The sequence below is a fragment of the Stenotrophomonas sp. Ker107b genome, assembly GCF_053847245.1.
Window position 1 is genome coordinate 631991 of record NZ_JBSPHX010000002.1, and the last position, 24548, is coordinate 656538.

The following is a 24548-nucleotide window of genomic DNA, read 5'->3' on the forward strand; positions in this document are numbered from 1 at the left end:
CCGGTCCCGGCCGGCGCGATCTTCACACGAGGTACTGTCCATGAAACGCAGAGAATTCATCGCCGCCAGCGCGGCCGTCGCCGCCACCAGCCTGCTGCCCAACACGCCCGCCCGGGCACGCGCGCGCAAGGTGCGGCTGGGCCTGATCGGCACCGGCATGCGCGGCCAGGTATTGCTGAAGGAACTGGTCCGCCGCGATGACGTGGAGGTGGTCGCGCTGTGCGACATCGAGCCGATCATGCTCAAGCGCGGCATGGCCATGGTGGCCAAGGCCGGCAAGCCGGCGCCCAAGGCGTACGGCCAGGACGGCGACGTCAACGCCTGGAAGCGGCTGATCGAGCAGCGCGGCCTGGACGGCGTGATCATCGCCACGCCCTGGGAATACCATGCACCGATGGCGATCGCGGCGATGCAGGCCAAGGTCGCGGTGGGCTGCGAAGTGGTCGCCGGCATCACCCTGCAGGACCACTGGGACGTGCTCAAGACCCAGCTGTCCACCGGCACGCCGTACATGCTGCTGGAGAACGTCTGCTATCGCCGCGATGTGATGGCGGCGCTGCAGATGGTGCGGCAAGGCCTCTTCGGCGAACTCGTGCACCTGCAGGGCGGCTACCAGCACGACCTGCGCGGGGTGAAGTTCAATTCCGGCGACCCCAGTCAGCCGTATGACAGCGGCGTGGAGTTCGGTGCCAAGGGCTGGTCCGAAGCACGCTGGCGCACCGAGCATTCGGTGCAGCGCAACGGTGAGCTGTACCCCAGCCACGGCATCGGCCCGTGTGCGATGTACACCGGCATCAACCGTGGCAACCGTTTCACCCACATCAACGCGTTTGCCAGCAAGGCGCGTGGCCTGCACGAGTACACCGTGGCCAAGAGCGGGGGCACCACCCACCCGAGCACCAAGGTGGCCTTCAAGCTTGGCGACATCGTCACCACCACGCTGGCCTGCGAGAACGGCGAGACCATCCTGCTGCAGCACGACACCTCGCTGCCGCGGCCGTACTCGATGGGCTTCCGCGTGCAGGGCACCAAGGGCCTGTGGATGGATGTGAACCAGTCCATCCACATCGAAGGCCGCAGCCCGCCGCACAAGTGGGAACCGTTCCAGGCCTACCAGGACCAGTACGAGCACCCGCTGTGGAAGCAGCATGCCGATACCGCCGCCAGCGCCGGCCACGGTGGCATGGACTGGTTCGTCATCCATGCCTTCGTGGAAGCCCTCAAGGCCAAGGCACCGATGCCGATCGACATCTACGACGCGATCACCTGGAGCGCGATCACGCCGCTGTCCGAGCAGTCCATCGCCAACAGTTTCCAGACGCTGGAATTCCCGGATTTCACCGCCGGGCTGTGGAAACAGCGCAAGCCGATCTTTGCGTTTGATGGGACGTACTGAGGAAGGCTGACGTCCCAGGGCCGGTACCGATGCGTACCGGCCATTCCGTGCGCGCGTTCACCCGGTCGGCCAGGCGATGGCGCGGCCCAGCCTAGGCGCGGTCAGCGCAGGCAAAGCAATGAACACGGGGAAGTGGCAAGGATGGTGCCCCGGAGGGAGTCGCATAATCCTTCAAATGCCTTGCTATACAAGGGTCAATGGGTCGTTGGCTATTTGGCTTACCGCCAAAGTTACCGCCACAGCTCGGACGCTAGGTGCGTTGCGTCAGCATCACCGCGCCCTCGGTGACGTGGAGAACTCGTCGACCAGGACCGAGAGGAAGCGGCACAGCACGCTGAGCCCCCAGACAAGGGTGACGCCTACGGCCGCCAGCAGCAGAAACGCGATGAGCGCGAAGACCAAGTAATCCATGTCGGCAATCTACCAGGGCGTCAGGGAGCACGGGACTCCAGCCTGCATGCGCGGGAGGCTACGGGCCTGGACGCAGTCCTGAGGCGAAAGAGAGGGGTTGCATGGCACATAGGCCGATGAGCGCCAACCAGCTGCCCGCCGAGGCTCTGCCCCCGGCGCGCGCACTCGTCTCCCCGCCACGCCTGCGGGCTTTATAGGGTGCTTTCTCTGCACCACCTGCACTTCGCCACGCGCAGGCATGGTGAGGCTCCAAGTGCTATCACGATAGTGCATGGCCCCCTGCGGAAGCCTGCACCAACAAAGACTAAATCGCGGCGGGAAGACGGTGTTCAGGGGCGAAGCCAGGACTGCGCGCGGCAGAGAGGAAGTGCAGCTGTCCAAGTGAATCCTAAAAAGCAGCTGCCCAAATAAAGAGTGGTTCGGGAACGCTACGAAAACGTGCTTGGCAACTACTTTGCGGTAACACGTTCTCACCGGAAGTGCGCCCGTATCAACATGGCCGGATTACCCACAACACATAGCTTCGAAGCAGCCACGCCCGTTGCCTAGGCACTTGAGAGGCTGGATGCTCTCCTGACATGCCGAAAATCCGGGTAACAGCGGTAACGCTGGTAACGGGCATTCCATTCCTCGTAAAAACAATCATCTACGCCATCAGTCAGTGGGGTGATGGCTGGTAACAACTGGTTACAGCGGTAACGTGAGTGGCTGTACGGCGGCGCTTCGGGCATGAAGCAGGGGCTGAGCCTGGCCTGCACCGCTTGAGGCAAGGCCACCACTACGCGATTTTGGCTCTGGCAAATCGCGCGGACGGCGCCAATGCACTTGTCCACCTGACACCTGTAAAGCACTTGCCCGTCGCAGAGGTCAGTAGCGCGCAGATCCTGAACGAATCAAGTTCTCTCTGAGTCGACCCGGTGTTGACTGTCAGCGAATTCCGTGTATGATTTGCAACTGTACGGTGGTTGAAGATTGCGGCTGAAGTAAAAGTGGCGGCCAGTTTGGCGCCGTGGAGGCGAAAGCCTCTTTCATCACGCAAGCGCATGACGACGTCGTCGTCGTCCGACGGACGATGAAGTCATGGCAGCAGTGACATAGACCGTCTTCGTGAGGAAGACGGGGTTGGTAGTAGAGGGAAAAGCAAGCGGGTTCTTCAAAGTTCCATAAGGTTTCAGTTAGTGCCGTGAGACGGTAGGTCGACATCAACATCGTGTTGATTGGAATTTGCCGTCATTAACTGAAAAGGAAACATCACTTATGGCAACACCAGACAATAACCGTACAACCCGCAAGCCGTCCCGCCTGAAAGCTTTTCTGAAGAGCTTGACTCTGAAGTCTGTGCTAAAGGCAGCCGATTATGCTTACCTAGCCTACAAGGTAGTTAAGTGGGTCTTCCGCCTTGTTAAAGAAGCGGAGGGGGCTAACCTCTAACTTCCATTCACATTCAATTGGAGAATCAATCATGTTTGGTGAAGCTCTCCGGTTAGTTCGTTCGTTTCATGACGTGAATCAAGCTGAGCTAGCCGATGCTCTGAGCATATCAAGGTCTTATCTTTCTGAAATTGAGTCAAACAAAAAGACCCCTAGTTTGGAGCTTTTGCAGAGGTATTCAACGCATTTCGGAATCCCTCTTTCTTCTCTAATTTTGTTTTCCGAGAATGCCGGTGAATCTCCGCGCGACCTAAAGGTTAAGCGCATGCTAGGCGAGAAGGCTATAGCAATTCTTCATTGGATTGAAAAGAAATCAATTTTTAAGAACGCCGCTTAAGGTGGTTTCATGACGAAGAAGAAGCAGGGATGCTATCTGGTTTGCCAATCACCGCTATACAAGGTGACGTCAAAGCGAAAATTGGCAGATATTCTGAAGATATCGGTTAAGGACCTTCGATTTCTCGCTTCGCTTACTGACAACTACCGGCACTGGGAGCTTCCTCAGAAGCGACAAGAGATATTGGCTGGCCTCCCCGAGAAAAAGCCGCGGGTTATTCAGCAACCCAAGCCGTTGCTCGATGCAGTCCACAGGCGCTTGGCCCAGCTCCTTTCAAGGATTAGTAAGCCTTCTTTCGTTTTTTCTGCAACTAAGGGGCTCGACTACGTAGATAATGCCCGTGCCCACATGAATCCGCATCGCGGGGTAAAGGTAGATATCAAGAACTTCTACGCCTCGGTACGGGCACGTCTTGTTCGCCAATTTTTTGAGGAGCGTCTGAGTTGTGTGCCAGACGTCGCCAAGCTTCTGACCCAGATCTGCTGCGCCGGGGAGTTTCTCCCCACTGGTAGTGCAGTTAGCCCTTTGCTTTCCTACTTCGCGTGTTCGGATCTTTTCGCCCGTATACATAAGATGGCAGCACAGAAGGATCTGGTGTTCACTTTGTACGTTGACGACATGATGTTCTCTGGTGAACAAGCCACTCGATTGTTTGCGTCGGCGGTGGTTAAGGAGTTGGCTCACTACAACTTCATTGGTCACAAAATTTCCTATTTTCCTGCGGGAACAGTGAAGGTCGTGACTGGCGTTGCGGTCTGGAGCGACCGAATTGGCCTTCCAATGAGTCGTTATAGAAAAATGCGCCGTTACAGGGCTGCTTTCAAGAATCCGAAGGACTATAGCGATGCGTGCCTGCTAGGTACCACGCTCATGGGGCAATACCGTGAGGCGGAGCGGTTGCACACCGGAATGAGAGTTCACGCAAGAATGATCGAGTCTCGGCTAGCCGTGATGCGGGTTAGAATGTCCGGCTCCTGTAGTGCGGCGCCGCCGAAGCCGAACATTAAGCGTAAGAAGACTGTTCTTCTGCGGCGCGTCTCCTCTGCCGTTGCGCATTTGCGCGCCCGCGCAAGCAGCAAGAAGGCATTGGCGCTTTCTTGCCCTATGTCAGATTCCGGTTTGAAGTTGAGGGGCGCCCTCAATTAGTCACTGATACGCCAGCACCAGCCGAGAATTGCCGTGGCACCGGCTGGCCCCCTCGCGCCGCCAGTCGGCCAGCGAGCCCACGGCGGCGTAGTGGTGCTGCAGACCGCCGCTGTGCTGGTAGACCAGCAGTTCCTCACTGCTGCCGTAGCTCTCGCCGCTGGGCAGCACGTAGCTGCTGTCATGCCAGCCCGGCACGGCCACATTGCGGGCGCGGGCGTCGATGCGCTCCTGAATGATGTAGGCCAGCAGCGGCTGCATCGTGTTGCGATGGGCAGACATCTCCACACCGCCTGCGGCCAGCTGGCGCACGAACTCACGTGGGGCGCGCCAGCATTTCAGCGGGGACGCTAACAGGCACAAAAAAGGCCGACATCCTCGATTTGAAAGGAAAATTCGGCCTTCATAAGTCGGTGTAAGACGTTCAGATGGTGCGCCCGGAGGGATTCGAACCCCCGACCAATGGCTTCGGAAGCCACTACTCTATCCGGCTGAGCTACGAGCGCGTTGTGTCCTGCGTCCCGCCGGGCCGCCTGATGGGGCCACGGACCGCCAAAGCGGCGCGGGAGGAGCATTCTATCCGTAAACGCCGCGCAGGTCTGCCCCCTGCACCGATGCGCCCGGCGGCGGCGCGCCCGGCCAGCCCAGGCGGTATCCTTTACCGATGGCTTACGAACGTTTTGAAGCGCCCGAGGCGGCGCCCCCGTCGCGCTGGCGGCACTACTGGAAGTTGATGCGCGCCGACCGCCCGATCGGCACCCTGCTGCTGCTCTGGCCCACCTGGTGGGCGCTGTGGCTGGCCTCCGGCGGGCTGCCGCCGCTGTGGACGCTGTTCGTGTTCACCGCTGGCGTGTGGCTGACCCGCTCGGCCGGCTGCGTGATCAACGATTACGCCGACCGCTGGCTGGACCCGCACGTCAAGCGCACCAAGGACCGCCCGTTGGCCAGTGGGGCCGTGTCCGGCCGTGAGGCGCTGGCCCTGTTCGCCGGGCTGATGATCGTCGCCTTCGCTCTGGTGCTGACCCTGAACTGGCTCACCATCGGCATGAGCTTCATCGGCGTGTTCCTGGCCGCCAGCTATCCCTACCTCAAGCGCTACACCCACCTGCCGCAGGTCTATCTCGGCATGGCCTTCGGCTGGGGCATCCCGATGGCCTTCGCCGCGGTGCAGGGCGAGGTGCCGGTGATCGGCTGGCTGCTGTACGGCGCCAACATCCTGTGGTCCACCGCGTATGACACCTGGTACGCCATGGTCGACCGCGATGACGACCTGAAGATGGGCTCGCATTCCACCGCGATCCTGTTCGGGGATCTGGACCTGATCATCCAGGGGATTCTCTACGCGCTGTTCCTGGGCACGATGGCGCTGGTCGGCCTGCGCGCGGAGCTGGGGGTCTATTACGGCCTCGGCGTCGGCGTTGCCGCCGGCCTGATCGCCTACGAGTTCTGGATCGCCCGCAAGCGCGAGCGCGACCCGTGCTTCAAGGCCTTCCTGCACAACAACTGGGTCGGCGCCGCGCTGTTCGCCGGCATCGCGGTATCGCTGGCGCTGCGCTGAGGTGGCCACCCGACCAACGGTCGGGTGCTACCCGTAACGCGCGCAGTGGTAGTGCCGGCCGTTGGCCGGCTCCCGATCACCTCGCAGAGCCGGGCAGCGCCCGGCACTACGACCATTAGGCGACTGACAGCGCCGTTCCCAACGCCCAGAATCGCTCCCAATGAATGATCGGGGAGGGCGGGGCAATGAGCACATCGACGGTGGTGCAGGACGGCTGGATGGCGCGCGCGGCACTGCGCTCGGCCGCCTGGGCGGAAAAATGGTTCCCGGATGCCTATGTGTTCGCGGTGCTCGGCGTCGTCATCGTCGCGGCCGCGGCGATGGGCTTCGGCGCCACCCCGCAGGCCACCGCCACCGCCTTCGGCGAGGGCTTCTGGAGCCTGATCCCCTTCACCATGCAGATGGCCTTCGTGGTCATCGGTGGCTATGCGGTCGCCACCGCACCGATCGTGGCGCGCTTCATCGAGCTGCTGGCCCGTGTGCCCAAGACCGGCCGTGGCGCGGTGGTCTATGTCGGCCTGATCAGCATGCTGGCCTCGCTGCTCAGCTGGGGTTTCTCGCTGGTGTTCGGCGGCCTGCTGGTGCGCGCACTGGCCCGTCGCGAAGCACTCAACATGGACTACCGCGCCGCCGGCGCCTCGGCCTACCTTGGCCTCGGCGCGGTCTGGGCGATGGGCCTGAGCTCCTCGGCCGCCCAGCTGCAGGCCAACCCGGCCAGCATGCCGCCCGGCCTGGTGGAAATCACCGGCGTGCTGCCCTTCACTGAGACCATCTTCCTGTGGCAGTCGATCGCGCTGACATCCGCGCTGATCCTGGTGTCGCTGCTGATTGCCTGGCTCACCGCACCCGGCGCCGCCACTGCGCGCACCGCCAAGGACTTCGAAGGCGCTGCCCGCGCCGAGGCCGAGCCGCTGCAGCCGCGTACCCGCCCCGGCGAGTGGCTGGAGTACAGCCCGCTGCTGACCGTGCTGCTCTCGCTGCTCGCGTTCGGCTGGCTGTTCGGCGAGTTCGCCAGCAAGCCGGTGGTCACCGCCATCGCCAACCTCAACACCTACAACTTCCTGTTCATCTCGCTCGGCCTGCTGCTGCACTGGCGCCCGCGCAGCTTCCTCAACGCGGTGGCCAAGGCCGTCCCCAGCACCACCGGCGTGCTGATCCAGTTCCCGCTGTACGGCGGCATCGCGATGATCCTCACCCACGCCACCGGCAGTGGTGATGAGACCCTCGCGCATCGCCTGTCCACCCTGTTCGTGCACATCGCCACCACCGACACCTTCGCGCTGGTGATGGGCGTGTACTCGGCGGTGCTCGGCTTCTTCGTGCCGTCCGGTGGTGGCAAGTGGATCATCGAAGCGCCCTACGTGATGCAGGCGGCCAACGAACTCAAGGCCCACCTGGGCTGGGCGGTACAGGTCTACAACGCCGCCGAGGCGCTGCCGAACCTGATCAACCCGTTCTGGATGCTGCCGCTGCTGGGCGTGCTCGGGCTGAAGGCGCGCGACATCGTCGGCTTCACCTTCATCCAGCTGCTCGTGCACATCCCGCTGGTGCTTGGCCTGCTGTGGCTGCTCGGCATGACGCTGACCTACGTGCCGCCGGTGATGCCGTGATCGTCATCTGCGCGTCATCTCCACCCGCAGGATCGGGGATGCCCTGTTCAGTCACGCTCCGGGGCGGTTGGGGGATGGTGGCATAAGGGAATTCGAACCGTTCATATGCGGGCCAACGCTTACTGCGACATGGGGTTTGTACCTGCAGAAAACGTTGGCGTGGAGACGTTGACGAATTCGTATACAAACCCCCACACGTCGTTAACCTCGCGCTGCAGAGGATGGCCCCGACCGCGACATTCCGTTTGCGGCGACCGGAGAATCGAAATGGCTCAGCAGAACCAGCAGAACCCGAATCAGCGCGGTGAGCAGCAGGAAAGTGGTCGCGGCCAGCAGCAGCAACAGCAGCAGGAACAGCAGCAGCGCAACCAGAACCAGCAGCAGGGCGGCCAGCAGGACGAGGAAGAGTGAGCCCAGCCGGCTGTTATGTGAACTGAAGCCCCGCTCCGGCGGGGCTTCGTTCGTCTGCGGCCTGCTCAGGCAGAGCGCAGGTGCCAGCCCAGTGCTGCGTCTTCCACAGCCGCGCCAGGCACCACGTCATGCAGCACCACGCGGAGGCCGCGCGCATTCGGCGGCACCTTCTGCTCGGGGAACCAGCGGCGCGTCGCATCGACCACGATCAACAGACCTTCGTCATCGCCGAGGGGTGCGAAGTGCGGCGTGGGCTGTGACAGCGGCTCCAGCCCGAACGCCGCTTGGGCCTTTGCCTGCACCTCAGCCACGTCTTCAGCGGGCAGGCCGACCTCGCTGATGCAGGTCATCTCGCTGCCATGGAACGCGCCCTGACGCTCGCCGGCAGGCAGCCGCCGGCGCGCGATCAGCTCCAGGATCAGGCCGTCCGGCCCGGTGAAATAAATCGATTCGGAATCCCAGCGGCCATCGAAGGTGAAGTGGTCATGGCCCTTCAGATCGCGCTGCAGGGTGGCGCGTGCTTTCAGCCAGTCGGTGGCCGCTTCGAATCGATTGGCTGGGACGTTGAAGGCCAGGTGCACACCGCCGACCGGATTCGATCCTGCGGGTTGCAGCCGCAGGGTGCTCCAGCCGATGCGCACGGCCGAGCCCTCAACCGGCAGCTGAAGTTCATCGCGGAAGTACGCCACGGTGGCGGCGACATCGGACACGGGAAGATCGATCTGGTGGATACGCATGATGGTGGGAGTCTCGCGTAAATACATCGACATTCTGCCGCAGCTGCGTGTGCTGCGGCGATGAACGCGATGAAACATGCACCCGCTGCGAGGGCCCATCACCGGGCATTGCCGATGCGTTTGCTACAACCCGCTGTAGAAGCCGGCACGCACCACCGGCGCATCACACACCGCTATCAGAGGAGTACTCCCGCGATGGGCATGCTGGTCGATGGAACATGGCAGGAAGGCACCGCGGGTGCCGCTGACAAGGACGGTCATTTCAAGCGCGAGGAATCCACCTTCCGCGATTGGTTGAGCGCTGACGGCAGCGCTGGCCCGAATGGCGAGCCTGGTGTCAAAGCCGCGCCTGGGGAGTTTCGCCTGTATGTGAGTCTCGCCTGCCCGTGGGCACACCGCGCGCTGATCGTGCGCGCGCTGAAAGGCCTGGAGGATCTGATGCCCGTGTCGGTGGTCAACTGGCACATGGGCGATCAGGGGTGGAACTTTGAGCCCGGCCCGCAGGTGACGCCGGAGCCAGAACGCGGTGCGCGCTATCTGCATGAACTGTACGCCGCCGCCAAGCCGGGAATGACCGGCAAGGTGACCGTGCCGGTGCTGTGGGATCGCGAGCGCGGCAGGATCGTCAGCAATGAATCGGCGGACATCATCCGGATGTTCAACGCCGCGTATGACGGACTGGGTGCCAAGGCCGGTGATTTCTATCCGGTGGCGCTGCGTGCCGGGATCGATGCGATCAACAAACGGATCTATGCCACCGTCAACAACGGTGTGTACCAAGCGGGCTTTGCATCAACGCAGCAGGCGTACGAAGAGGCTGTTGGGCCGTTGTTTGAGACGCTCACCTGGTTGGACGAGCGACTGCAGCAACAGGCGTGGCTGGTGGGTGACGCCATGACCGAAGCCGATATCCGTCTGTTCACGACGTTGATCCGCTTTGATTCGGTGTACTACGTGCACTTCAAGTGCAACGTGCGGCGCATTGCGGACTTCCTTGGCCTGCATGCGTTCATGGGGCGGATGATGGCGATTCCCGAGGTGGCGGATACGGTGAACTTCCAGCACATCAAGCATCACTATTACGAGAGTCATCGGCATCTCAATCCGTCGGGGATCGTGCCGGTGGGGCCGCAGCGGGCTTACTGACGTAGCTGCCAATCCGCCAGTGAGCTGGTTCGAGGATCACCACCGGCACAGATGCCAGCAGACGCTCAAACTGCTGGCGTTGCTCCGTGTCCATTTCCCGGAAGGGAATGGGCATCGCGCCTCCCTCGACCAATTCGATGAGATAGGCCGCCTGCAACCGCTGCACATGCTTTACCTGGTCCCACGTTCGAAAGGCACGCCTGCCTTTGCTCGTGCGCGAGAGGCCAGCCGCACTGAAGACGAACGCACAGCGACCGACGCGGAGCATCTTCCAGGCAAAGATCGGCGGGACCACAATGGCCAGGACGACCTTTTGCACGATCGGCCAGTTCCAGGGGCTGGCAGGATTGGTCTGCGCGTTACCGGTCGCCATGTCCATCGCGATGACGTCATGCAGCAACTGCCGGTACTCCGCGAGCTGGTACAACACGTCGATCTCGATGCGTGAGCCAGCGTGCTGCATACATGCTCCTTGCATGTGCGTGGAAATCATCTCAACGGTGGGTCAGCGGCAGGTCTCGCTTACGATACCTTTGGCGATAACTGCCGAAGCCTCGGCACAGCTCTGCTGAAGAAACTCGGTGACGGCATCGATTGTCACATCCAGTACGTCCTGCATCATGTCCTGGAGGTTTACGGCGATGAAGCTGGCGTTGTCGGCCATGGCCGCTATCACGCTGTATCGGGTACCGTAGATCGCCAGAAGGCCGGCTCTCTCTGCGATCTCACGCTGGCCGTTGAAGACATGCTCAGGATCGGTGTCCAAGCGCGGTGCGGCGTCGATTTCTCCCGCCAGCGCAACGCTGTGCGGGTTGATCGGGTGGCGATCGTCGCGCGCCATCCGGATCGCCCTGTCGACGTCCTTCAATGAGCTGCCCGCCATCTTCGCGCATGCTGTTCGATCCTTGAGCGTGGCGGCCATGGCGAACAGATGCTCACCTGCAAGTCGAGCTGCCAGCACGGCCTCTGCAAGAAAGCCGGCGCTTGAAAGAAGATCGACCGCTTTGGAGCTCGACAGTACCGCGTGCCAATGACGGAGCGCACTGCCATGGCCCATGTCGCTCAGCCACGTGGCCTGGCGGTTGAGTTCCTGCTCGGCATGCGTTATCCAGCCACGCAGGTCATCAATTGCTCGTGATCGCCCCATATACGTCCTTGAAACTCCAACTGTCCATGATTGATAAACCGGGTGACCGGGGCGGGTCGTCATGCCTATGAAACATCTGACCCGGCGCGCCTCTCGCTGTGCGCATCGCCCACGGTGTGACGCCGAGTCGCCTGTTGGCTGGTGTTGAATGCGTCAGCGGGGAGGCGCGAGCGCGGATAGTAAGTCAGGCGATAACACTTTCCAACCGTGCCAGCCGTTGAGGCGATACTCGGCACTGACGACGGTTCTGCTGGTTGGCTGGAGATTCTGCGGTCACGGAGGCATTCGCATTACACGCCCCCACCCCGATCCAACTGCCGATACCCGATCGCCTCCGCCACATGCGCGGTCTTGATCTCCTCCGCGTGCCCCAGATCCGCCAACGTCCGCGCCACCCGCAGGATGCGATGCATCGAGCGCGCCGACAGCTGCAACCGTTCCACAGCATCCTCCAGCAATTGCTGATCCTCCGGTGACAACCGGCAATGCTCACTCAGCTCGAACGGAAGCAGCTGTGCATTGGCCTTGCCACTTCGCAGCAGCTGCACTTCCCGCGCGGCCACCACACGGGCACGAACACTCGCGCTGTCCTCGCCGAGCGGCGCGTCATCCCGCAGCTCGCGCGGGTCCAGCCGAGGCACTTCCACATGCAGATCGATGCGGTCCATCAACGGCCCGGAGACCCGCCCGCGGTAACGACGGATGACCTCCTCGGTGCAGAGACAGCGCCCGCTGCGATCCCCGGCCCAGCCACAGGGGCAGGGGTTCATCGCCGCAACGAGCTGAAACCGCGCAGGAAAACGCTCGGTACGCGCCGCACGGCTGACGACGGCAACCCCGGATTCGATCGGCTCGCGCATGACTTCCAGCGCGTGTCGACTCCACTCCGGTACTTAGCATTTGTCAATGGGGAGTTGTCAAATGTCCGAAACCTCGGCCACATTTACGCCCAATAAAGAGTGGACTAGGCTCCCGGGCGTGAAACGGCTACCCTGCTTCATATCGCACGTTAAAACCGCGTCAAGGATGAGGTTTAGATGCTAAGCAAGTTCAGGCTTGATGGTCGAAACAGGTACGAGGTGCGATTGTTCGCCTTGAAGCTCGCGAAGATGCTTGAAGGCGTGGTTAGTTCTATCCCTCATTCAGTGGAGATCGGCAGCGAACAAGGTGGAATTCCACACTGGGATGACATCGTGGAAGTTCGTTGTGACGGGACAATTCAACATACCCAAGTCAAACGGCAGGGCACACCGTTCTGCAGTTCCACGCCAGTTAGGCCCTCTTCGACCACAGAGCTATCGGTGCTTGACAAGGCACTTGAGAGTTTGGCTGTCGCGATCGAGCGGAAAGACCTTGATGACTCAGGAAGGCGTTTCTTCGAACTGATGGTGCTCGGTCCAGCAGTGGAAGTGAAAAAAGGGATTCGTATCGATCAGTTCCGCGAAATCGTCAGCCTCTGTTCGACGGACTCTTTTAGCTCCTCGAAGATGGCGGATCGAAAGGACACTGCGACCGACGACATATTTAAGTGGCTGACGACCTGGTGCGGATTCAAGGACTGGGATCACATTGGATCGGCTTTGTCTAGGATGCAAGTTGGCTACGGCGGCACGGAAGATCAGATTGATATAGAAATCATCGAATCGCTGTCAGTCGCCTTCAGTAATGCGAGCGAAGCTTCGGATAGCCTCAACGCCTACATATTCCGTGAAGCGTCGGACGTTGGTGCGATCAATCGCAGGGCGCTCATGAGGTACCTCAAAAAATCGCTTCGGCCGGACGTCGCAAGCTGGACGCAGTACCGCAAGGTGCAGGGGACTTCTTGCTGGGAGCTGTCGGGTATTCACGACCTCGATGAACAAGATGCGGAACGCGCGCCAGAAGTAGTTGCGGGTCTGTGGGCGCCCGATGCGGCGCGACGGGTTCTTCAGTTCCAAGTACCGCATACCAGTATGGATGTAAGCAAAGTCACTCTTCCACACGCAATTATGAGGCTGGCTCTGCATCTCAATGCAGGCTCCCAGTGCCTACTGGAGGAGGCGAGTGTGTGGAAGGCCAAAGCGATGGATCTCACTGGTGAGACGTTGGGAAGCTCCGCGTCCGATCTAAAGAACCTGCCTTGGGTGGAATCCCCAATGCGGCCCGGTGCGCCAATGAGGCACTTGGACGGAATTTCCCAGTCTGCAGCTGAAGCTACCTCTTTGATGCAGGCAATGGACGATCTTGTGCTCTCGCAGTTGAAGACTCGAGTTGATGGCGCTATTGAGAAAGTCAAGGACGTGGGCCTGCAGACTGAACTCGACACTCTGTGGAAGGATTGGTGGAGTGGGTTGGATCAAGACCCCACCGCAACCAGAGCTTTGTTCTCGGCCTTGCTGCATCCCCCAACCGAGGGACTTGTTAAGGCCAGTTTGCTGAGGGTTGGGCCTCGGGCTCTAGACCTGCTAGAGACGGCCGTGATGACCCTCCTGGTCGTTGCCGTTTCTATAGGGGGAGAAGGATCTACGTGGAGCACGTTTACCAATTGTGGGACGGTGCTAAGCATTGCCCTTAAGCAGTGGTCAGGACCCAGAGGTAAGGAAATCGCAATGCGTCCCTTGCAGTCGGATGATCTCCAAGAAATCATCGGCCCCAATCCGAATGCAGTCGTAGTCTTGTCAGGTGTAGAAGCTCCAGCGAGCACATTCTTGGAGCCGGTTATGTCCGGCGTACCATACGACTCAACCAGCTTGATTGCGCAGCGTCGACCCAAAGTCCTAGTGACCGGCCAATACATCGATAGATTCTTGCGTATGGGGGACTTGGAGAACGCCCGCACGTATTTCAAGAGTCAATGGGACGCGCAAGTGATTGCGACAGAGCAGGCAGCAAGCAACGCAGCGGATGGAAATCAATGACTAAGATTGAAGAGATTACTGCCGCGATCGAGACACGCGCAGCGGAACGATTCGAAGTTTGTCAAGATGCTCATGTGATGCCGAACTCGTCGTTAGACGAAGGGGCTCATCGCATACTCCGTCTGCGGAGAAGAAGAAGAGAGGCCGGTGCTAGAACTATTCTGGTAGCTGAAGTCGCCAACGAGCGTGAGAGTTTGCGCATGGCATTTATGTGCGCTGCTGACTTAAGAGACTCCCTTTCGGACCCTGAGGCATCTGATCTGTACATGATCATGGCGATAGATGGCGTTTCCGATCAGGATGCATCCAGAATCGAGACTGACGACCGGTTCTGTCGGAAGTACGTGCTTAGGGGTGGAGAGAGTGTTCACTCACTTTTGGACAGATCCTTCTTAGTTTCTGGTCAAGAAGAATCGCAGCTAACTGCCTTAAATGATCCGTTTCGGGTGGCCCTAGCTGCAGTTGCAGAGGCTCACCCCTGGATGAGAGGTCATATGGATGGATGGCGAGGGGCGCTTCTATCCGGTGACGGAACTTCTGAATTGGTTAATCGGCTACTAGTCAGCGCAAAGGAAGGCGTATCCAATGGCAACTCTTAAGAGAATTACCCTTGGGGGCATGCGGCGATTTGGCCGTGAAACAACAATTGAATTCAGCCGGCACGCGACGATACTCCTTGCGCCAAACGGGACTGGCAAGACAACAGTCTTTGAGGCGATTGAGCTGGCGTTAACCGGAATGATCTCACGTCTCCAAGCGGATGATGCTTTGAGAGCCGTGGTTGGTGATGGCGCCGGTAGTGCGTCAGTCAAGCTGGAATTTGACGCCGCAGAGGCCAGCGCAAGTGTCGCGATGGACGGGGCACTTACGATGAGCGGAGACGTTAGTGGACTGTTTCCCGGCGTTGCCGGTGAGGATGTCCCGTACCTATTGCGCTTAACGCACCTGCTTGATCAGCGCGAGCGAAGCTGGTTCATCCAGGCGGCCCCAAAGGATGCTGGCCAAAGCCTTTCTAAGCTGCCAGTGGGGCGCGAAGGGGCGATTGCAAGCGCGGCCTTGGTTCCAGTGCGCAAGGCAGTTACTGAGCGGGTAAAGGCAAACATTGCCGGCACCCAATCAGTGATAGTTCAACTCCAACAGTGGGAGGCCCTCGTCGCGGAACGTGACAAGGCCGCGTCGGCTTCGACTGCGTCGTTGAAACCTATCGAGAACATCTACGAGGAGTTAGCTGAGCTTGCGCTCTTGGGCAGCATGGAGGACACGCTGGCGCCAGACTGGAGAAGCTCGGGAGGCAAATTACAAGCTCTGAGCAGTTTCCACTCTACGCTTGGTGCAAAGGTTTCCGCTAAGCAAGCTCGCCTGATTCAGAAGACCGAGCAACTAGCCAGCCTCGCAGGGGCGCTTCAATCGTATCAATCGGACAAGCAGCGGCTACAAGAGAGTTCGGGCAAGATGGCGGATCTACGGTCATCTATCGAAAATTTGGAGACTGAGCTATCTGGCGTCAACTCTGCGAAAGAGAGTGCCGCACAGGGAGTGCTTCGATGTGAGTCACGGCGTATGGAGCTGAATGCCGAGATAGATGGTATTAGGAACTGGACTCACGCTCGCCATGTCCTGAATGCGGCTCGCGAGAAGAGCGCGATTGATCTCACCGAATTGCAGGCGGCCGAGGAGGACTTGGCGGCTATCCGTGGGGAGGTGGTAAAGCTGGCAGCGGAGGAAGAGGAGCTGATACGCGCCTCGCATCAGGTTTCCTCGCTACTCGGTCTTGAAGCAAGCTTGCTGAGCGCGTCAAAGGCCGCAGAGCGGTGGCGTGACGATCTTGTTGATGCGGCTAGTCTGAATGCCGAAGCAGCTGAAGAGCGAGACAACATTGCACGCCTGTCTGAGTCGCATGCTGATGCGGTAGCGGCGCATGCTGACGCTGGTCGCCGGCAGAGAGAAGCTCAGGCCAAGTATTCTTCAGCGTCGGCATCTGTGGGCGAGCTTCGCCGTGCCTTGTCGCTGATTGTTGCAAACTTGCCGGTCGGGAGCGAGGACTGTCCCGCGTGTGGGGTTCATCATGGAGCTGTAGAGCTTCAGCGCAGGCTTCGTAGCTCACTCAGCAGTGATAGTGCAGAACTGCAAGTTTCTCAGCTGGAGCTTCGCGAAGCGAGTGAGAGTGCCGCGCGTATTCTGTCAGCCATGAACGAAAAGCTGCACGAGCTGCAATCTGCGCGGTCTAGGCTGAGTGAAATACAAGGCCGCTTGGCTGAGATTAGCCTAAATGCGGATGAATACGCGAGGAGCGAGCACTTGGCGGGGTGGTCCACGCCTGGGCTCGCGGTTGATGCAATTGCCCAGCGCCTTACTAAGGTCCGTGCAGAGGTCGAAGTTCAGAGGCATCTCATTGATCAGATCAACCGCCGCGTCGTTGAGTCCAAAGGGCATGAGCTCAGGTCAACACTCTCAGCTACTCAGTCTCGCGTCGAACTACTTCGCGCTGAGTCCAGGAAGTCCCGCGATCTTGTCGACATTGCAACGGTCCACGTGGCCAACTATGAGCAAGGATCTCTTGATCGAGACGTTCTTGAGCTTGAGCGGGAGGGAGTTGCCTTGGACGAGAAGTCTAAGGCAATAAGTGCTGAGATTGAGGCTTTTGAGAAAGTTCTCAGTGAAAAGGTGCGGAAAATGCACTCACTGAACGACGAACTGTTAGACGCTGAGTCTCACGCGGGCGAAGCAGGATCAAGGGTTGCGGTTCTAGATTCCAGGTGGCGCAACCTTTCACTGCCCGGCTCGCCCTCGAATGATGTAGTCGATGCGAGTATTGAAGTCGCTGAGGCAGACCTCAATTTCATTGAGAGGAGCCTCAAATGGCTCGAAGCCATTGCGGGCGATCTTGAGGCGCGATTGTCGGCCGAGCAGCGGAACTCGATTCAGGAGCTCATCGATCAAAGAAGAGGGGCGATGCAAGAAGCTGCATTTGCTGGGAACTTGCGGGATCAGAAGAAGTGTCTTGATGTGGATGCGCAGGAGCTTGCGAAGCTTTCCGCCGCTCTTGAGGCTCTCTCCAGGAGGCTATCAACTGAAATTGATAGCGTCCACGATTACATAGGAGCCGTGGTCCCCAGCTGGCAAGCACTTCTCAAGAGGATCGTTCGTGAACCTAGATTCTCCGGTACAACTTTAGGCCTGCAGAATCGCTACCGGAGACCGGTTGCGTCGGTGAGTGTCCAAATGAATGGGGAAGAGATGGCTGCGCCCCTGATCGCGAGCGAAGCGCAGATGACTGATCTTCAATTGACCTTCCTTCTCTCTATGGCGTTGCATCACAAGTGGTCGAACTGGCGGGCATTACTGCTCGATGATCCAACGCAGCACCATGATCTTGTACACGCATCATCTGTGTTTGACGTACTTAGAGACTACATAGTTGATCACGGCTTCCAGCTTGTCCTAGCTACGCACGATGCGGCTCAGGCGCGCTACTTCAAGAGGAAGCTCATGAATGATGGTCTAGAGGCGAGAATTTGGTCGTTAGTGCCCGAAGACGGTGGAGTTGCTGCCCGGGAGGTCGCATAGAGTCGACCGACTAAGACCGACCCTGCCGTGGCAGGAGCGGTGCCGCGGCTGGTGGAGGCGGGGAAAGGGGGGGGGCGGGCGCGTTCGCCGTGCTTGCGTGCGAATGCGCCAAGTTGGCCCTCGCCGGATTGCCTGCTGGCGCAGATCATAACCGTAGGATGCCGCGTCCCTGTGCGACCCAGCCAACTCGACACATGGACCTGGTTTTGCAGGCGCTATTGGCTGCAGTGTGGCGGCGCAAGCCAGGCCCCGGGCTTCTGCTTCTCCGACCAAGGAACCCAGTTCACCGGTGAAGACTGGCAAAGCTTACTGCGCGAGCACGACATGGTGTGCAGCATGAGTCGACGAGGCAATTGCCATGACAACGCAGCGATGGAGAGCTTCTTCCAGCTACTGAAGCGGGAGCGTATTAAGCGGAGAAGCTACAGCAATCACGACGAGGCACGGGGTGACGTCTTCCAGTACATCGAGGTGTTTTACAACCCAAAACGGCGGCACAGTTCCAACGACGGGCTGTCCCCGGTAGAGTTCGAGAAGCAGTACGCACTAAAGGGCTGACGACTGTCTGCAAAAGCCTGGGCGATTCAGTTCTTCACAGGCATGTTGGTAACGACGGGTCGTCTCTGCGCTGCCAAATGCAAGGGGATTTCGTGGTGAAAGAGAGCATTTTCAACATTTATCTGTACTTCGACCCAAGTGATCGGTGTGAGAGAGTCGGTTATGCGGTACATGAGCTCGTGGGCGATGATGCCCAGGGGTTGCAGCTGTTACAGAAGAACTTGAAGGCAGACCTGCAGCGTGCAACCAAGGTAAAGCTGCAGCAATCGTTCACACGGCAGCAGTACAACGCGCGGGCAAGGCTGGGGAGCGATCGTGCCCTGCTCGACGACCTATTCGTCCATGCAGGTGCCGACCATGGTGCTTTGGCCGTGATAACACCTGTCCTTGGTGGGAAGGTGATGTTCAACTATAGCTCGCAGGTAGGTGAGTTCGACATCGGCGAGGCCGCCGCTGCCGCCGGGGAGCAAGGAGAAATGGTCGATTGGCTCAGTCGTTACACGGACGATGAGGGGTTTCACTTCTCTCAGCTGATCCATGATGACTACTTCGCTTCCATCAAGCTCACGTTCAATGCCGGCTTGTACGTGTCATCAATGAAGCTGCTGCTCAGTTGCATCGACAGCCTGGCTTACCTTGATTACGGCGACGTTCGTGACCCACCGTCCTTCGTTCGATGGCTGCGGGACTACGCGGATCTGTCTGCCTTGGGAATAACCGCCGAGGAGCTGTGGGAGCTGCGCAATGGCCTCTTGCACATGACGAATATCAACTCATCTCGCGTCAAGAATAATGCGGTGAGGAGGATATCCTTCAGGGTCGGGAATTCGGAGCACGCGGTCCCTCAGTCCGGGAGTGTCTTCTTCTTCGACTTTAAGGGTCTAATCGACGTGTTCTCGCGCGCACAAGCTCGGTGGATTGCAAGTTGCGGACCCGGATCGACCAAGTTTGAGACGTTTGTGGAGCGATACGATGACACCGTATCGGATGTTCGTCTAGCCATCATCCAGCTTGACCGATAAGCCAGTTCGCTGGAGTGGGGGCACTTCACTGCGACGGCGCGCGGTTGCCACCGACCCCGATGGGCGTGCCCCTGTGCCGGCCTTCCGAGGTAGTGCTGGAGATACTACCGCCACTGCCCGGGTCTTTCCGAAAAGAAGACGGAGAGTTGGTGGAGGGTGGCGCCTGAGATTGCGCTAGCCGAGAGCGTCTTCGGCCTGCTCCAAGACGCTCGCTATGATCTTTAGCTTGCCCAGCAGCTCGTCGAACGTGACGATGCTCACATCCCTCAGCGCGCCCCGGAAGATCTCTAAAGAGCGTCGGTCCTGCCTGCTCTGCGGGGTCGTACCTGCGATCAGGATGCAATGAACTGATGCCACATCCTTGCCCCTTAACGCTTGCTCGTGTTGCTTCGTTACGAAGCTGCTAACCAACTCAATTCGCTGATGAAGCACCTGACCAACGGCGCTGGTCAGCTTGCCGTGGGGTCCCTTAAGTTTGCCCCGATACGCTCTGGCTTCCAGCAACGGCTCTTCCGGGGTCTTGATCTCCACGATGGCCACGTTGCCGGACGACGCATTAGCTATAAGAAAGTCAAGAATGCTGTGGCCGGCGCCTTTGGAATTGGTGTAGCCGACATGAGTCTGTTGGGACACAACCAGTGCGGGATAGGCAAAAGCCAAGCCAAGGACGAATGAGTTGGCGGAGAAGAACGATTGCCATGTCGCCTCACTATGCTTCTTGGCAAGAGCACCCTCAAACCTCTCAATCAGTTGCTCAAGTGCAACGCGCTGGAGGGTTTGGCCCAGCTTGAGGACGGTGGGCAACGACTCCTCAGCTATCACCTTAAGCGTCGACGTGGCAGCTACCACCAACGCCTTCTGATCAGCCTTGGGCATCCTGCTCACCTGTTCTTCGGTAGCCACTACCCGTCGCAGTGTCCCTGAAGGCAGCACGTCCGGCTGCTCGGCAAAGCGTTCGGGACTGGCAGCATTGAGCAGGGCGTTGTGCGCATGCCGCATACGCTGGGACTGCGCATGGGCGCGCCAGTGGGCGGCAATCCTGTTGAGGTCCCTTCGCACCTCGTCATATCGGGTTCTACCCAGATGGTAACTGCCATCTGAAATGCGAGCAGCACGTCCGGGCGTCAGCAGCAGTCGTTCAACGCCCTCGATCGCCGCGATCTGCTCGGCTATGGCCCGGTAGGCATAGACAAAGCCCAAGCCCAAGTCCCCTTGGGTGTTGAAGCCTGGTGGGAGATCGGATAACAACCACGAAAAGCTCTCCAAGTCTGAGACATGGTCGAAGTTGAACCACATGTCAGTGACGGTGATCTCCCGCAGCGTTCCGTACTTGGGCTCCATGAAATCGGGCTTGTACGGGTTGACGTTGATCGGATACGTGCGCAACCGCGAATCGTCGATACGGGCTATGACAACGTTGCGCGGTTCAATTGCCGTGTTGGCGCTCAAAGCCAAAGCACTGGGCGCTGCACTGACGGTCAGCATGGGCTGACCGTCTTGGCTATCAAGAGAAAAGCTGAGACCTACCATCCCTGCGAAGGTTGCCCCTTCGCGCCGGGTCTTGAGGGGGTGGCTACTGGCCATCAGGTCACCGTGCTCGTGTAATGGCTGAAGGCTAAGCAATCGGGTGCAAGAGTCAATGGTCCACGCCTGGCGACATAGATCCCTTCACCGCAAGCCCAGCATCGCCCTGCTTGAGGATCGTGATGATCTACGTCTCGGTGAATTTTGATGTGCGCATGCAACCTCCTGACTGGGTAACGATGCCAGAAAGTTCTACTTACCGGGTGTCTGGCTGCCGGGGGGCTTACGCGTGGATCAAGCAGTCGGTCGAAACTTGATCGGATATTTTAGAGGGTGAGCGATGCGACGACGCGCTGAACAGCAACTGCAGCGGAGGAACTGACGGTCAGCGCACTTGCGATGCGTAGCCGATCTACCCAGCCCCTTTTCCTTGTCTCCTTGGCCACGTGGTCTAGCAGGACATCGATGAGGGGTGGTGCGAGAACATCCTTTGATGTCCGCTACCGGCCAGTAGCTGACGTTCAACACTCTGAGTTAAGCCGCGCTGCAAAAAGGTGCCGGTTTGAATGAATTCTCAGCGCGACTGCCCGCCAAGTAACGACCTGGCAAATTCAACATCGTGTGGATCGGGCTCAAAGCAGGCGCGTATGTCTGATTCATACAACTTGCAAAGCTTGTCGAGATGAAGGCCGCTAAAGTAGTGGACCTTCTGATTGCACCAATCCTCCAGCATGCCGTCAATTAGCATTTCAGCCTCTGAGTACTCAATGCGGAACCACTCCGTTTTCACCTCATCATGGCCATATATTCTCTGATCTTCAAACTCAGCGTGAATCGATGCCTCGAACGAACTTACTGGGCCGAAAGAGCTTGGTATGTAGTAAGCAACGACCAATCCAAGAAATGGTTCGGACGTGCGTAACGTCCTGTACCTAACGAGAGGATTCCCGCTAGTCCTCCCTATTTTGCTTCGAGTATAATCTTGCGAGGTGAGCATAACGTATATCCAGCCACCGGGTAAATCGCTCGCCTTCATGGCATTTAAACACCTGATTTAAACCACACCGCGAAGCAGCGTCGGGTTGGGTGAACTGTTAGCCCCTGGCTACGAGTGCCACAAGGTGCTTCATGAAAGATGACGTGATCTCAAGGATGAACTCGATTTCCTCCTCAATGACCGCATCGTCGTTCTTTACACAGTTATTATTGTACTTGGCATAGCAGTCAATCAACTTCGCAGGTATGTTGGCGAGTTCGGGAGAGCCCCCCGGCCTCGACGGCAATGGACAGCTCTAGGTGAGCCGCGTTGCCCGTCACACTATTGATCACCATCGCGCTTCGTAAGTTCGTCACCCCAGCCAAAACTGCGGCCATCTACTCACGCCAACGACAGGGAGCCCTTATCCGCGGCTACCTTCAGTTCGTATGATGCGCGAAGGCAACCGACGTCTCCACTACGCGGCCCGCTTCCATGGTACTGCCCCCTCCTGGCTCGATTCATAGGCGCATTTCGACACACGAGGCACACTTCACCGAATGAAGTGCCCGCCGCGCCTGCAGTTGGCCGCGCACGTCGCGCAGATCGGGAATGCTGGCCGGCAGTGGGTCGCCACGGCAGGTGGCAGCGTGCCGCTCTCAAGGGCGCTGCAGACCTCCAGCAGGGTGCGGGCGACGCGTGCGTCGGCGTGCAGGGCCACTGCGGCCTCTTCGCTGTTCGCGGCGGCCGCGATGAGGCTGCGACCGTCCGGGCGGCAGCGATCGCCGCAGGCAGGACCCCGTCGACACCGCGCAGTTCGCCGGTCAGGTCCAGTTCGCCGAGGAACTCGTACTTGTCCAAGGACTGCACATCGATCTGACCGCTGGCGGCGAGAATGCCAAGTGCGATGGCCAGATCAAATCGCCCGCCCTCCTTGGGCAGATCGACCGGGGCCAGGTTGATGGTGATGCGCCGCTGCGGAAACTCGAACCGCGCGCAGATCTGCATCCATGTATTGGGGGTGTGTAGTTTGTTTACGTGTCCTTTCGGCAATACCGAAGGCTTAACTCCCACCACCCCGATCCAACTGCCGATACCCGATCGCCTCCGCCACATGTGCGGTCTTGATCTCGTCCGCATGCCCCAGATCCGCCAACGTCCGTGCCACCCGCAGGATGCGATGCATCGAGCGCGCCGACAGCTGCAGCCGTTCCACGGCATCCTCCAGCAGTTGCTGATCCTCCGGCGACAACCGGCAATGCGCGCTCAGCTCAAATGGGAGCAGCTGTGCATTGGCTTTGCCACTGCGCAGCAGCTGCACCTCCCGCGCGGCCACCACACGGGCACGAACACTCGCGCTGTCCTCGCCGAGCGGCGCGTCATCACGCAACTCGCGCGGGTCCAGCCGCGGCACTTCGACATGCAGGTCGATGCGGTCCATCAACGGTCCGGAGACCCGCCCGCGGTAACGACGGATGACCTCCTCGGTGCAGAGGCAGCGCCCACTGCGATCCCCGGCCCAGCCGCAGGGGCAGGGATTCATTGCCGCAACGAGCTGGAAGCGCGCTGGAAAACGCTCGGTTCGCGCAGCACGGCTGACGACCGCAACTCCGGATTCAATCGGCTCGCGCATGACCTCCAGCGCGTGTCGACTCCACTCGGGTAGTTCATCCAGGAACAAGACGCCGTTATGCGCCAGGGAGATCTCGCCAGGGCGAGGATGTGAGCCGCCCCCGATAAGCGCGACGGCGCTGGCTGTGTGGTGCGGCGCTCTGTAGGGCCGCTGCCGCCAGCGCCCCGCATCAATGCCCTGGCCACTACACGACGCAATGGTGGCCGCTTCCAGTGCTTCAAGCTCGCTGGCCGCGGGCAGGATGCCGGGCAGGCGCGAGGCCAGCAGGGTCTTGCCGCAGCCGGGCGTGCCGAGCAGCAACAGGTGATGCCCGCCGGCCGCCGCGACCTCCAGCGCGCGGCGCGCCTGCAGCTGGCCGCGCACGTCGCGCAGGTCGGGAATGCCGGCCGGCAGTGGGTCAGCCGCCACGGCCGGAGGCAGCGTGCCGCTTTCAAGGGCGCTGCAGACCTCCAGCAGGGTGCGGGCGACGCGTACGTCGGCGTGCTGGGCCAGCGCGGCTTCCTCGCTGTTCGCAGCGGCCACGATGAGGCTGCGGCCGTCCCGGGCGGCAGCGATCGCCGCAGGGAGGACGCCGTCGACACCGCGCAGTTCGCCGGTCAGGGCCAGTTCGCCGAGGAACTCGTACTGGTCCAGGGACCGCGCATCGATCTGACCGCTGGCGGCGAGAATGCCAAGTGCGATGGCCAGATCGAATCGCCCGCCCTCCTTGGGCAGATCGGCCGGGGCCAGGTTGATGGTGATGCGCCGCTGCGGAAACTCGAACCGCGCGCAGATCAACGCGGCACGCACGCGGTCACGCGATTCCCGTACAGCGGCAGCCGGCAGCCCGACGATCTGGGTATGCGGCAACCCGCCGGACAGGAATACCTCGATCCGCACGGCGGGCGCTTTGACACCGGCACGGGCACGGCTGTGCACCAGCGCAAGGCTCATGCGGTTGTTTCCGGGGTCTGCGGCATGCCGAGCACAATGGCAGCACATGGAGAACCCAGCCCATAGGCGCTTGCCGCGCCATGGGGTAGGCAAGCACCTCCCCGTATACGG

Annotated in this window: 19 protein-coding genes, 1 tRNA gene and 4 pseudogenes; 13 read left to right on the top strand and 11 right to left on the bottom strand. The window is 60.0% G+C overall.

Annotated features, from left to right (window positions below; translation table 11 throughout):
• Nucleotides 1-40: 40 nt before the first annotated feature.
• A complete protein-coding gene (locus ACWV8V_RS12705) occupies nt 41-1396 on the top strand; it encodes a Gfo/Idh/MocA family protein (protein ID WP_455899877.1) in 1356 nt (451 codons plus the stop codon).
• A 270-nt stretch (nt 1397-1666) separates the two neighbouring features.
• Here ACWV8V_RS12705 and ACWV8V_RS12710 read toward each other — a convergent pair whose 3' ends face one another.
• The gene (locus ACWV8V_RS12710) at nt 1667-1807 is read right to left on the bottom strand and encodes a hypothetical protein (RefSeq protein WP_455899878.1); all 141 of its coding nucleotides are present in this window, start codon (nt 1805-1807) and stop codon (nt 1667-1669) included.
• A gap of 1462 nt (nt 1808-3269) precedes the next feature.
• Here ACWV8V_RS12710 and ACWV8V_RS12715 point away from each other — a divergent pair.
• Both ACWV8V_RS12715 and ACWV8V_RS12720 read left to right on the top strand, forming a co-directional pair.
• On the top strand, nt 3270-3575 hold the full coding sequence (locus ACWV8V_RS12715) for a helix-turn-helix transcriptional regulator (protein WP_455899879.1): 306 nt from the start codon (nt 3270-3272) through the stop codon (nt 3573-3575).
• Between the two features lie 9 nt (nt 3576-3584).
• Nucleotides 3585-4721 carry a reverse transcriptase family protein gene (locus ACWV8V_RS12720; RefSeq protein ID WP_455899880.1) on the top strand — a complete coding sequence of 379 codons (1137 nt, stop codon included), beginning with the start codon at nt 3585-3587 and terminating at the stop codon, nt 4719-4721.
• Here ACWV8V_RS12720 and ACWV8V_RS12725 read toward each other — a convergent pair whose 3' ends face one another.
• Both ACWV8V_RS12725 and ACWV8V_RS12730 read right to left on the bottom strand, forming a co-directional pair.
• Entirely contained in the window at nt 4722-5000 is a 279-nt protein-coding gene (locus ACWV8V_RS12725; protein WP_455899881.1) for a DUF927 domain-containing protein, read from the bottom strand.
• A 147-nt stretch (nt 5001-5147) separates the two neighbouring features.
• A tRNA-Arg gene (locus ACWV8V_RS12730) sits at nt 5148-5224 on the bottom strand.
• A gap of 158 nt (nt 5225-5382) precedes the next feature.
• Here ACWV8V_RS12730 and ubiA point away from each other — a divergent pair.
• From ubiA to ACWV8V_RS12745, 3 genes are all read left to right on the top strand, one after another.
• Nucleotides 5383-6276: a 4-hydroxybenzoate octaprenyltransferase gene (gene ubiA, locus ACWV8V_RS12735; RefSeq protein WP_455899882.1), complete on the top strand. Its 894-nt coding sequence runs from the start codon at nt 5383-5385 to the stop codon at nt 6274-6276.
• A 218-nt stretch (nt 6277-6494) separates the two neighbouring features.
• The gene (locus ACWV8V_RS12740) at nt 6495-7886 is read left to right on the top strand and encodes a short-chain fatty acid transporter (RefSeq protein WP_152151094.1); all 1392 of its coding nucleotides are present in this window, start codon (nt 6495-6497) and stop codon (nt 7884-7886) included.
• A 267-nt stretch (nt 7887-8153) separates the two neighbouring features.
• On the top strand, nt 8154-8297 hold the full coding sequence (locus tag ACWV8V_RS12745) for a hypothetical protein (protein WP_167390338.1): 144 nt from the start codon (nt 8154-8156) through the stop codon (nt 8295-8297).
• A gap of 65 nt (nt 8298-8362) precedes the next feature.
• Here ACWV8V_RS12745 and ACWV8V_RS12750 read toward each other — a convergent pair whose 3' ends face one another.
• On the bottom strand, nt 8363-9034 hold the full coding sequence (locus ACWV8V_RS12750; protein ID WP_455899883.1) for a VOC family protein: 672 nt from the start codon (nt 9032-9034) through the stop codon (nt 8363-8365).
• 195 nt (nt 9035-9229) lie between these two features.
• On the opposite strand from ACWV8V_RS12750, the gene ACWV8V_RS12755 reads away from it, so the two are divergent.
• Complete coding sequence (locus ACWV8V_RS12755) at nt 9230-10180, top strand: glutathione S-transferase family protein (RefSeq protein WP_455899884.1); 951 nt, start codon at nt 9230-9232, stop codon at nt 10178-10180.
• Here ACWV8V_RS12755 and ACWV8V_RS12760 read toward each other — a convergent pair.
• The 3 genes and pseudogenes from ACWV8V_RS12760 to ACWV8V_RS12770 all read right to left on the bottom strand — a co-directional run.
• Complete coding sequence (locus tag ACWV8V_RS12760; protein WP_455899885.1) at nt 10134-10643, bottom strand: YcxB family protein; 510 nt, start codon at nt 10641-10643, stop codon at nt 10134-10136. The genes ACWV8V_RS12755 and ACWV8V_RS12760 overlap by 47 nt on opposite strands.
• Nucleotides 10644-10685: 42 nt before the next feature.
• Entirely contained in the window at nt 10686-11390 is a 705-nt protein-coding gene (locus ACWV8V_RS12765) for a hypothetical protein (RefSeq protein WP_455899886.1), read from the bottom strand.
• Nucleotides 11391-11617: 227 nt separating this feature from the next.
• A pseudogene (locus tag ACWV8V_RS12770) lies at nt 11618-12220 on the bottom strand (ATP-binding protein); the annotation flags it as partial.
• Between the two features lie 144 nt (nt 12221-12364).
• On the opposite strand from ACWV8V_RS12770, the gene ACWV8V_RS12775 reads away from it, so the two are divergent.
• From ACWV8V_RS12775 to ACWV8V_RS12800, 6 genes and pseudogenes are all read left to right on the top strand, one after another.
• Nucleotides 12365-14224 carry an ABC-three component system protein gene (locus ACWV8V_RS12775; protein ID WP_455899887.1) on the top strand — a complete coding sequence of 620 codons (1860 nt, stop codon included), beginning with the start codon at nt 12365-12367 and terminating at the stop codon, nt 14222-14224.
• Nucleotides 14221-14823, top strand: a complete 603-nt coding sequence (locus ACWV8V_RS12780) for an ABC-three component system middle component 1 (RefSeq protein ID WP_455899888.1) — start codon at nt 14221-14223, stop codon at nt 14821-14823. Before ACWV8V_RS12775 ends, ACWV8V_RS12780 begins: the two co-directional genes overlap by 4 nt.
• Nucleotides 14810-17791 carry an AAA family ATPase gene (locus ACWV8V_RS12785; RefSeq protein WP_455899889.1) on the top strand — a complete coding sequence of 994 codons (2982 nt, stop codon included), beginning with the start codon at nt 14810-14812 and terminating at the stop codon, nt 17789-17791. The genes ACWV8V_RS12780 and ACWV8V_RS12785 overlap by 14 nt, the downstream gene beginning before the upstream one ends.
• A gap of 179 nt (nt 17792-17970) precedes the next feature.
• Nucleotides 17971-18349, top strand: a pseudogene (locus ACWV8V_RS12790) (IS3 family transposase); the annotation flags it as partial.
• Between the two features lie 95 nt (nt 18350-18444).
• Nucleotides 18445-19371: a hypothetical protein gene (locus ACWV8V_RS12795; protein WP_455899890.1), complete on the top strand. Its 927-nt coding sequence runs from the start codon at nt 18445-18447 to the stop codon at nt 19369-19371.
• A gap of 53 nt (nt 19372-19424) precedes the next feature.
• Nucleotides 19425-19538, top strand: a pseudogene (locus ACWV8V_RS12800) (arsenate reductase (glutaredoxin)); the annotation flags it as partial.
• 7 nt (nt 19539-19545) lie between these two features.
• On the opposite strand, the gene ACWV8V_RS12805 reads toward ACWV8V_RS12800, so the two are convergent.
• The 4 genes and pseudogenes from ACWV8V_RS12805 to ACWV8V_RS12820 all read right to left on the bottom strand — a co-directional run bounded on the left by ACWV8V_RS12805 (nt 19546) and on the right by ACWV8V_RS12820 (nt 24437).
• On the bottom strand, nt 19546-20955 hold the full coding sequence (locus tag ACWV8V_RS12805) for a Shedu immune nuclease family protein (RefSeq protein ID WP_455899891.1): 1410 nt from the start codon (nt 20953-20955) through the stop codon (nt 19546-19548).
• Nucleotides 20956-21469: 514 nt separating this feature from the next.
• Nucleotides 21470-21931, bottom strand: a complete 462-nt coding sequence (locus tag ACWV8V_RS12810; protein WP_455899892.1) for a GIY-YIG nuclease family protein — start codon at nt 21929-21931, stop codon at nt 21470-21472.
• Nucleotides 21932-22434: 503 nt separating this feature from the next.
• Nucleotides 22435-22873 (bottom strand): annotated as a pseudogene (locus ACWV8V_RS12815) (magnesium chelatase domain-containing protein); the annotation flags it as partial.
• A gap of 61 nt (nt 22874-22934) precedes the next feature.
• Entirely contained in the window at nt 22935-24437 is a 1503-nt protein-coding gene (locus tag ACWV8V_RS12820) for a YifB family Mg chelatase-like AAA ATPase (protein WP_455899893.1), read from the bottom strand.
• Nucleotides 24438-24548: the final 111 nt, after the last annotated feature.

Bases quoted from the DNA above. Each gene is read 5' to 3' on its own strand.
- ACWV8V_RS12715 (WP_455899879.1), top strand. From the start codon at position 3,270: ATGTTTGGTGAAGCTCTCCGGTTAGTTCGTTCGTTTCATGACGTGAAT.
- ACWV8V_RS12820 (WP_455899893.1), bottom strand. From the start codon at position 24,437: ATGAGCCTTGCGCTGGTGCACAGCCGTGCCCGTGCCGGTGTCAAAGCG.
- ACWV8V_RS12785 (WP_455899889.1), top strand. From the start codon at position 14,810: ATGGCAACTCTTAAGAGAATTACCCTTGGGGGCATGCGGCGATTTGGC.
- ACWV8V_RS12705 (WP_455899877.1), top strand. From the start codon at position 41: ATGAAACGCAGAGAATTCATCGCCGCCAGCGCGGCCGTCGCCGCCACC.
- ACWV8V_RS12745 (WP_167390338.1), top strand. From the start codon at position 8,154: ATGGCTCAGCAGAACCAGCAGAACCCGAATCAGCGCGGTGAGCAGCAG.
- ACWV8V_RS12750 (WP_455899883.1), bottom strand. From the start codon at position 9,034: ATGCGTATCCACCAGATCGATCTTCCCGTGTCCGATGTCGCCGCCACC.
- ubiA (WP_455899882.1), top strand. From the start codon at position 5,383: ATGGCTTACGAACGTTTTGAAGCGCCCGAGGCGGCGCCCCCGTCGCGC.
- ACWV8V_RS12760 (WP_455899885.1), bottom strand. From the start codon at position 10,643: ATGCAGCACGCTGGCTCACGCATCGAGATCGACGTGTTGTACCAGCTC.
- ACWV8V_RS12775 (WP_455899887.1), top strand. From the start codon at position 12,365: ATGCTAAGCAAGTTCAGGCTTGATGGTCGAAACAGGTACGAGGTGCGA.
- ACWV8V_RS12740 (WP_152151094.1), top strand. From the start codon at position 6,495: ATGGCGCGCGCGGCACTGCGCTCGGCCGCCTGGGCGGAAAAATGGTTC.
- ACWV8V_RS12805 (WP_455899891.1), bottom strand. From the start codon at position 20,955: ATGGCCAGTAGCCACCCCCTCAAGACCCGGCGCGAAGGGGCAACCTTC.
- ACWV8V_RS12725 (WP_455899881.1), bottom strand. From the start codon at position 5,000: ATGTCTGCCCATCGCAACACGATGCAGCCGCTGCTGGCCTACATCATT.
- ACWV8V_RS12765 (WP_455899886.1), bottom strand. From the start codon at position 11,390: ATGACGACCCGCCCCGGTCACCCGGTTTATCAATCATGGACAGTTGGA.
- ACWV8V_RS12780 (WP_455899888.1), top strand. From the start codon at position 14,221: ATGACTAAGATTGAAGAGATTACTGCCGCGATCGAGACACGCGCAGCG.
- ACWV8V_RS12720 (WP_455899880.1), top strand. From the start codon at position 3,585: ATGACGAAGAAGAAGCAGGGATGCTATCTGGTTTGCCAATCACCGCTA.
- ACWV8V_RS12810 (WP_455899892.1), bottom strand. From the start codon at position 21,931: ATGAAGGCGAGCGATTTACCCGGTGGCTGGATATACGTTATGCTCACC.
- ACWV8V_RS12710 (WP_455899878.1), bottom strand. From the start codon at position 1,807: ATGGATTACTTGGTCTTCGCGCTCATCGCGTTTCTGCTGCTGGCGGCC.
- ACWV8V_RS12755 (WP_455899884.1), top strand. From the start codon at position 9,230: ATGGGCATGCTGGTCGATGGAACATGGCAGGAAGGCACCGCGGGTGCC.